The sequence below is a fragment of the Staphylococcus sp. FSL W8-0774 genome, from assembly GCF_038006785.1.
Classification (GTDB): Bacteria; Bacillota; Bacilli; order Staphylococcales; family Staphylococcaceae; genus Staphylococcus; species Staphylococcus pasteuri.
In genome coordinates, this window is the sequence record NZ_JBBOVW010000001.1 from 2,458,706 (window position 1) to 2,466,884 (window position 8,179).

The following is an 8,179-nucleotide window of genomic DNA, read 5'->3' on the forward strand; positions in this document are numbered from 1 at the left end:
ATTAATTATCCTGGGACATAGGAAAGTGTCTCAGGATATATTTATGTATGAGTATAGTTAATCGAATTGCGATAATCTATCTCTTTAAAATAGCTTTCATAAGACTTCCTTTAGACTATCCCCTTATTCTAGACAAATTAAAAACGCCCTCTACCCAGGACGTCGTAAAATTATATATCATAAGCTTTTAAAGCAACGCTCAACATATTTTCTATATACTCTTTAGTTAGTGATTGTGGTTTAATTAAAATATTAAAATAAATAGGTGAAAAAATAATATCTATAAATAAATCTTGGTCGGCTTCATCAATATCCTTACTAATAATTGACTTTAAAATACTTCTATTACGTTCAAAGTATTCTTTCATAAACTTATTTTTTGCTTCAGTTTGCTGATTACTAATTAGAATTTCTATCACTGCACTACCTAAAGGTGTCTTGTAGATGTTCATTATTTTGATTAAAAAGTCATATAAATTATCAAATACAGTATCGAATTCTGGCTCAATGATACGTGATTGGTCGACAAACATATCAACAATCATTGATTCTTTGTCTCTCCATCGACGATAAATCGTTGCCTTTGATACGCTTGTATTTTCAGCAATCTGATCAATGGTCATATCTTTAAAATGTGTTGTTTCTAATAAACGATTAATTTCTTGATAAATTTTTTTATTTACTGTTGGGTCTTTCGGTCTTCCAGCCATATTTTTCCCTTCTTTTTCGTGCAATGACTTCCACGATTTCAAATATTATAAATGCACTAACAAACCATACTATAAATCCAACAATAATGCTAAGCAACCAAATATTTGTTACCTTTAGCATGCCCCATGTAGCTAATATACTGAATAAAACACCAGTCATTCCGAAAATCGCACCTCTACTGACATGCATAGCTACTTTATTTCCATATTGCATACCAGATATAAACATAGACACTAAAAAGACTGCAGGAAACGTAGCAAAAATACCTCCAAATTCTTTCCAAGGAAGTACTACTGATACGATGTAACTGACTAATACTGCTAAGCCTCCAACTAAAAACTTAATTATTGTTAATTTCATCAAAAATGTACCTCCCTTTTTATAAATGTCTGACTACAAAAATAGCTACAGAAATAATAAACCAACATAATACGGCAAATACTGTACCACTCTTATAATCTTTCTTTTTTATAAAAATTGAGGTGAAAAATACAGTTAAAATACAGGAGATAATACCGACAATTGCACCTGTACTTAAATGCATAGACATTTTAACGAGCGAATCTCCACGATGATCTATAGCTAATGCTATTACTGCTGCTAAGTAGACTGCAGGCATTGTTGCTATTATACCTCCTAATTTACCACCAACTTTGTCAGCAATAATAGAAGCTAATGCTACTGCAAACCCACCAATGACAAAATGAAGTATCGCACTTGAAATAGATATTCCGAACACAATAATCCTTCTTTGCTAATTATTAAACGAAACGTTTCGTTTACTTTTAGTTTAAAACTGTCCTACTATCTTGTAAAGATTAAAATAAATATACCTAATTTTCTAATTATTAACGTTTGATACAGCCGTCCATTAGGTCTTTTCTAATTAGTATCAACATAAAAAACTCCTTCCGTCAGTTACAGACAAAAGGAGTTATCGCTATTTCTTATATATTCTTATTTTAATTTCATAATAATCATCATGATCTCTATCTTTTTGTTCAACATATAAACCTGATTGTTGTATAGCTTCGATACTTTTACCTACTTCATCTCGCGCTTGTGTCACATCTTGTGAAAATTGGAATGATTGTGCTTTAACCTTTTCAGGACCAGTTTTTTGGCGAACTTTATCTTCTGTTTGTTTCACATTTAATTTCTGTGCTATGACTTGTTCAATCAATTCTTCTTGATCTTCATGTGATAGTACAAGGACAGCTCGAGCATGGCGTTCTGTTATTTTACCTTCTCTTAATCGTGTAATAACATTAGGTGCTAATTTAAGTAAACGTAACTTATTGGCAATAAAACTTTGACTCTTACCTAGACTTTTAGCCAATTCACTTTGTGTCACATCACCAAGTTCAAGTAGTTTTTTATAGGCTTCCGCTTCTTCAACGACGGATAAATTTTCGCGTTGAATATTTTCAATAAGTGCAACAACTGCAGTTTCCTCATCATCCATATCGCGAATAATCACATCTGCTTGAGACATATTTAACGACTGCATTGCTCTAAATCTACGTTCACCAGCAATGATTTCAAACATATCTTCTTCGATTGGTCTTACTACAATTGGCTGTAATAATCCATGTTCTTTAATAGATTCAGCAAGTTCATTGATTTTACTTGGTTCAAATACTTGTCGTGGTTGATAACGATTAGGTACGATACGTTCAATATGAATGGACTCAACATTATTATTTCGGTCTTCTTCAATAGAACCCATGATGTCATCTTTGTTTTTTAAACCAAATAATTTTGAAAAAGGTTTCTTCATAATCCATTCGCTCCCTCTCATTTATTTCTATATCATCACATCTTACTTTTCAAGTAAAGGGGATTTATTGGGTGTACCGGGTTTTCTCGGGTATTTCTTAGATGTTTGTCGTCGTTTATCAATGACAATCATTTGTCTTTCTCCTGCATCTTCTGGTAATTCAAAGTTAAACGTCTCTTTCACGTTACCACCTAACACATTAATCGCAAACTTGGCTTCATCTAACTCTTCTTCGCCTTTAGATGATTTTAAAGCTATAAATTGTCCGCCTTTTTTAACTAATGGTAAGCATAATTCACTTAGTACTGTTAAACGGGCTACAGCACGAGCAGTAACGATATCGTAAGACTCCCTGTAGTCTCCTTTACCAAATGTTTCTGCGCGATCGTGAACAAAACTTACATCCTGTAGTCCTAAAGCATCTGCTAAGTGGTTTAAAAATTGAATACGTTTATTTAATGAATCAACAATAGTAACTTTTAATTCAGGAAAAATAATTTTCAATGGAATACTAGGGAAACCTGCACCTGCACCCACATCACATAAAGTTAATGGTCCATTAAAGTCGTAATAAAAACTAGGTGTAATGGAATCATAAAAATGTTTTAAATAAACACCATGTTCATCGGTAATACTTGTTAAATTCATTTTTTCGTTCCATTCAACAAGTAACTGATAATATGTCTGAAATTGTTCTTTTTGAGTGTTAGATAATTCGATGTCGTGTTCTTTTAATTTCTCAGATAGCCATTCTATACTCATTATTGATTCACCCTTTGAAGTTTACCTTGTTCTAAATACACAAGTAAAATTGAAATATCTGCTGGATTTACACCTGAAATTCTTGATGCTTGTGCAATGTTTAATGGTTTAACTTCAGCTAATTTTTCTCTTGCTTCAGAAGCTAAGCTATCCACTTTACTATAATCTAAGTCTTCAGGTATTTTCTTTTTCTCCATGCGTTTTACTTTTTCAACTTGTTGTAATGATTTATTGATGTAACCTTCATATTTAGTTTGAATTTCAACTTGTTCTTCAACATCTGAAGGTAATTGATGGTCTTCTTCTAAAATTTCTAGAATAGTATTGTAAGTCATTTCTGGTCTGCGTAATAAATCAATTGCTAAAATACCATCTTTAAGTTTAGAACCATTATTTGCTTCAATTATAGATTGAGTATGTTCATTTGGTTTAATACGAATTTCAGTTAATCTTTGAATTTCATCTTTAATTTGTTGACGTTTGTGGTTGAATTTTTCATAACGTTCGTCAGAAATCATACCTAATTCATAACCTAAATCAGTTAAGCGTAAATCAGCATTATCATGACGTAGCAATAAACGATATTCTGCACGTGATGTTAATAAACGATATGGTTCGTTAGTTCCTTTAGTTACTAAGTCATCAATTAAAACGCCGATATAAGCGTCAGAACGACTTAAGATAACTTCCTCTTTACCTAATACTTTCGCAGCAGCATTAATTCCTGCCATAATACCTTGTCCAGCCGCTTCTTCATAACCAGAAGTACCATTGATTTGACCTGCAGTATAAAGATTTTTAATCATTTTCGTTTCAAGTGTTGGCCACAATTGAGTTGGAACAATTGCATCATACTCAATAGCATAACCTGCGCGCATCATGTCTGCTTTTTCTAGACCTGGGATTGTTTCTAACATTTGTCTTTGAACATGTTCAGGTAGACTTGTTGAAAGTCCTTGTACATAAACTTCATTAGTATTACGTCCTTCTGGCTCTAAGAATAGTTGATGACGTGGTTTGTCATTGAAACGTACAAATTTATCTTCAATTGAAGGACAATATCTTGGTCCAGTTCCTTTAATCATACCTGAGTACATTGCTGATAAATGTAAGTTATCATCAATAACTTGATGCGTTTTATCATTTGTATAAGTTAACCAACATGGTAATTGATCTAAAATGTATTCAGTTGTTTCATAACTGAATGCACGTCCAACTTCATCACCTGGTTGGATTTCAGTTTTTGAATAATCAATTGTTTTAGAATTTACACGTGGTGGTGTACCTGTTTTAAATCGTACAACTTCGAAACCTAATCCTCTTAAGTTATCTGCTAATGTCACAGATGGTAATTGGTGATTAGGACCACTTGAATATTTCATATTACCAAGAATGATTTCACCGCGTAAGAATGTACCTGTTGTTACAACAACAGCTTTAGAACGGTATTCAGTACCAATATTTGTACGTACACCTTTAACTTCTTCATCTTCAATAATTAATTCATCTACCATACCTTGCATGATATCTAAATTTTCTTCGTCTTCAAGGACATTTTTCATTTCTTGTTGGTATAGTACTTTATCTGCTTGGGCACGTAATGCTCTTACAGCAGGTCCTTTACCAGTATTCAGCATACGCATTTGGATATGCGTTTTATCTATTGCTTTTGCCATTTGTCCACCTAATGCATCTATTTCACGTACAACTATTCCTTTAGCTGGGCCACCAACAGATGGGTTACATGGCATAAAAGCGATATTATCTAAATTGATTGTTAACATTAATGTTTTAGCGCCACGTCTTGCTGATGCTAAACCTGCTTCAATACCTGCATGGCCTGCACCAATTACAATTACATCATATTCTTGAACCAATTGTTTAACCTCCTTATTGATCGTAAATCTATATACATCTCACATTTTGATTTTATTTTTGACTGCCTTTAATCATGTAAATCCTTATTTTCCTAAGCAAAATTGACTAAATAATTGATCGATAAGTTCGTCACTTGCTGACTCACCAATGATTTCACCTAGTATTTCCCAAGTGCGGGTTAAATCGATTTGTACCATATCCATCGGAATACCAGATTCTGCCGCATCAATCGCATCTTGAATAGACTGTCTTGCTTGTTTAAGTAATGAAATATGTCGTGAATTTGATACGTATGTCATATCTTGGTTTTGAACATCTCCACCAAAGAATAGATCTCTGATTTGTATCTCTAATTCGTCAATACCTTCTTGTTTTAACATAGACGTTTGAATTAATGGTGTGTCACCAATCATTTCTTTTACTTCATTTATATCTAAATTCGTTTCTAAATCTGTTTTATTGATAATAACAATGACATCTTCATTTTTAACGACATCATATAACGTTTGGTCATCTTCTGTTAATGCTTCATTATTGTTTAATACAAATAAGATTAAATCTGCTTGACTAAGTGCTTTACGAGATCGTTCAACACCTATTTTCTCAACGATATCTTCAGTATCTCGAATACCTGCTGTATCTACTAATCTTAATGGTACGCCTCTGACGTTAACATATTCTTCAAGTACGTCACGTGTGGTACCAGCTACTTCAGTCACAATCGCTTTATTGTCTTGAATAAGGTTATTTAACATGGAAGACTTACCTACGTTTGGTCGACCTACAATAACAGTTGAGAGTCCTTCCCTCATAATTTTACCTTGAGCGCCTGTTTCTAGTAATTGATTAATTTCTTGTTTTATACGTTTAGATTGTTGCAATAAAAACTCTGTGGTTGCATCTTCTACATCGTCATACTCAGGATAATCAATATTCACTTCTACTTGTGCGAGTATCTCTAATATTGATTGACGTTGACGTTTAATTAAATCACTCAAACGACCTTCAATTTGATTCATCGCTACTTTAGAAGCACGATCTGTTTTAGAACGAATAAAATCCATTACTGCTTCTGCTTGAGATAAGTCAATTCTTCCATTTAAGAAAGCTCGTTTTGTATATTCACCTGGTTCAGCAATACGTGCACCATGTGTCATTGTTAATTCTAAAATACGATTAATTGTTAATATACCGCCATGACAATTGATTTCGATGATATCTTCTCTAGTAAAAGTTTTAGGTGCCCTTAAAACTGAAATCATAACTTCTTCAACTGTTTCTTTAGTATCCGGATCAATAATATGACCGTAATTAATTGTATGTGAATCTACTTCTGCTAATTTTTTCTTACCTTTATATAACTTATCGCCAATTTCAATTGCTTGTGGACCTGAGAGTCTCACAATACCAATTGCACCTTCACCCATTGGCGTTGAAATACTAGTTATTGTATCAAAATCCATTGTTAGGCTGGCCTCCTTATTCAAGTAAATTTTCAATATTATATTGTAAATTGTTTCTTTTTAAAAAGCTATTATCTTGTTTTGAAATAGACAGGTTAGACTTAGGGTTGTCTGAGGTTAGACTTAGGGTTGTCTAAAAGTCCGCCCCTTTTTCTCTTCCCCCACCCTACTTAATCTTCTTATTAAATACTTTAGCTATTTTGAGAACATGTTCTAAGCTTCCTTGTATTTCTAATGTCGACATATTTTTTGCAGGATGTCTTGCAATAACTATAATATCTTTCGAGATCATATCTTGTTTATGAACTTTAAAATTTTCTCTTATCGCTCTCTTAATTCTATTTCTTGTGACAGCATTTCCTATCTTTTTTGAAACACTAATGCCTAAGCGAAAATGTTCTTGTTCACTATTGTCATAGGTATATACAACGAATTGTCTATTTGCAACAGACTTTCCTTTTTTATATATCTTTTGAAAATCTGAATTCTTTTTTATACGGTACGCTTTTTCCACCAAACATCACTCGCTTATTAAATTCTCTTACTGCATTATTATAACTCATTTCATTTTTTAACTAAAAATAAACCAGCATTTATCGGGAAAACGCTGATTTCAATTGAAGTCTAGTTGTATCATTTATCTGAAGTTAGTTAGCTTTTCTTATTCTAAACGAAAAAAAAGACCACTGATGAGTCAGTGATCTTATGCAGATAATACTTTACGGCCTTTACGACGACGACGCGCTAAGACTTTACGGCCATTTTTAGTGCTCATGCGTTTTCTGAAACCATGAACTTTACTATGTTTACGTTTATTTGGTTGATAAGTACGTTTTACCATGCAAAACACCTCCATCTTTATTAAGTTATCTAACATCTCCAGGATTAAACTTCCTGATAAATTTCATAGATAGATAAATTGTTAAAGTGTGTAACTATTAATGTAATAGCAACAAAACTTATATATAAGAGATACCTCTTATTGACTGACTGCTATAAGAAATTCTTGGTTTAATATACTTATTATCTAGTCATATTTCAAGCAACTACTACAATATAACAAATTACTACTTATAAAGCAAGCTCATTTTAATACGCTATTACGATTTAATCTTAACTATAATTCGTGATTTTTTATTTTCTTAAAAACATAGCCTCTTATTCATATTCATTTTTCATACAGCTTTATAAATTATTTCCCAAACTGTTATAGTCCCTTATTTTCATTATTAATAAGTATGACGTTGAGTTATCCACTTATCAACAGTGATTCGTGTTTTCTGTGTGGATAATTACTATACTATGCACAAGTTTACACATCTTTTACGAACATATTCACAGTCATTTGACATCTATCTGACTGAAAAAGTATAATTGTGTGGATAAGTCGTTTAATCATTGATTTTATAAGGATTTATTTATTAGATTTATATACAAAAAGTCTGTGAACAAATCATAGTATGAATTAAGTTATCCACTATCTGTGATTAACTTGTGGATAATTATTAACATGCTGTGATTATTTTTATCCACGGGTGTTATTTTTGTGTATAACTAAAAATTTTTGAGAAAGATGGAGTTATTT

The 8,179-nt window shown here is 32.2% G+C and carries 9 protein-coding genes; all 9 read right to left on the bottom strand.

Going from position 1 to position 8,179, the window contains the following annotated elements; translation table 11 throughout:
* Positions 1-170 precede the first annotated feature (170 nt).
* The gene (locus NSQ15_RS12080; protein ID WP_070451771.1) at positions 171-710 is read right to left on the bottom strand and encodes a TetR/AcrR family transcriptional regulator; all 540 of its coding nucleotides are present in this window, start codon (positions 708-710) and stop codon (positions 171-173) included.
* Positions 676-1,071, bottom strand: coding sequence for a DUF3147 family protein (locus NSQ15_RS12085; RefSeq protein ID WP_029056637.1), 396 nt, complete (start codon positions 1,069-1,071; stop codon positions 676-678). Before NSQ15_RS12085 ends, NSQ15_RS12080 begins: the two co-directional genes overlap by 35 nt.
* 19 nt (positions 1,072-1,090) lie before the next feature.
* Positions 1,091-1,450, bottom strand: a complete 360-nt coding sequence (locus tag NSQ15_RS12090; RefSeq protein ID WP_070451769.1) for a DUF3147 family protein — start codon at positions 1,448-1,450, stop codon at positions 1,091-1,093.
* 201 nt (positions 1,451-1,651) lie between these two features.
* Positions 1,652-2,491: a nucleoid occlusion protein gene (noc, locus tag NSQ15_RS12095; RefSeq protein ID WP_017636718.1), complete on the bottom strand. Its 840-nt coding sequence runs from the start codon at positions 2,489-2,491 to the stop codon at positions 1,652-1,654.
* Between the two features lie 42 nt (positions 2,492-2,533).
* Positions 2,534-3,253 carry a 16S rRNA (guanine(527)-N(7))-methyltransferase RsmG gene (rsmG, locus tag NSQ15_RS12100; RefSeq protein ID WP_017636719.1) on the bottom strand — a complete coding sequence of 240 codons (720 nt, stop codon included), beginning with the start codon at positions 3,251-3,253 and terminating at the stop codon, positions 2,534-2,536.
* A complete protein-coding gene (gene mnmG, locus NSQ15_RS12105) occupies positions 3,253-5,130 on the bottom strand; it encodes a tRNA uridine-5-carboxymethylaminomethyl(34) synthesis enzyme MnmG (protein WP_070451767.1) in 1,878 nt (625 codons plus the stop codon). The genes rsmG and mnmG overlap by 1 nt, the downstream gene beginning before the upstream one ends.
* 84 nt (positions 5,131-5,214) lie before the next feature.
* Entirely contained in the window at positions 5,215-6,594 is a 1,380-nt protein-coding gene (mnmE, locus tag NSQ15_RS12110) for a tRNA uridine-5-carboxymethylaminomethyl(34) synthesis GTPase MnmE (protein WP_017636721.1), read from the bottom strand.
* A 166-nt stretch (positions 6,595-6,760) separates the two neighbouring features.
* Positions 6,761-7,108 carry a ribonuclease P protein component gene (rnpA, locus tag NSQ15_RS12115; protein WP_017636722.1) on the bottom strand — a complete coding sequence of 116 codons (348 nt, stop codon included), beginning with the start codon at positions 7,106-7,108 and terminating at the stop codon, positions 6,761-6,763.
* 189 nt (positions 7,109-7,297) lie between these two features.
* Entirely contained in the window at positions 7,298-7,435 is a 138-nt protein-coding gene (gene rpmH, locus NSQ15_RS12120) for a 50S ribosomal protein L34 (RefSeq protein ID WP_000240855.1), read from the bottom strand.
* Positions 7,436-8,179: the final 744 nt, after the last annotated feature.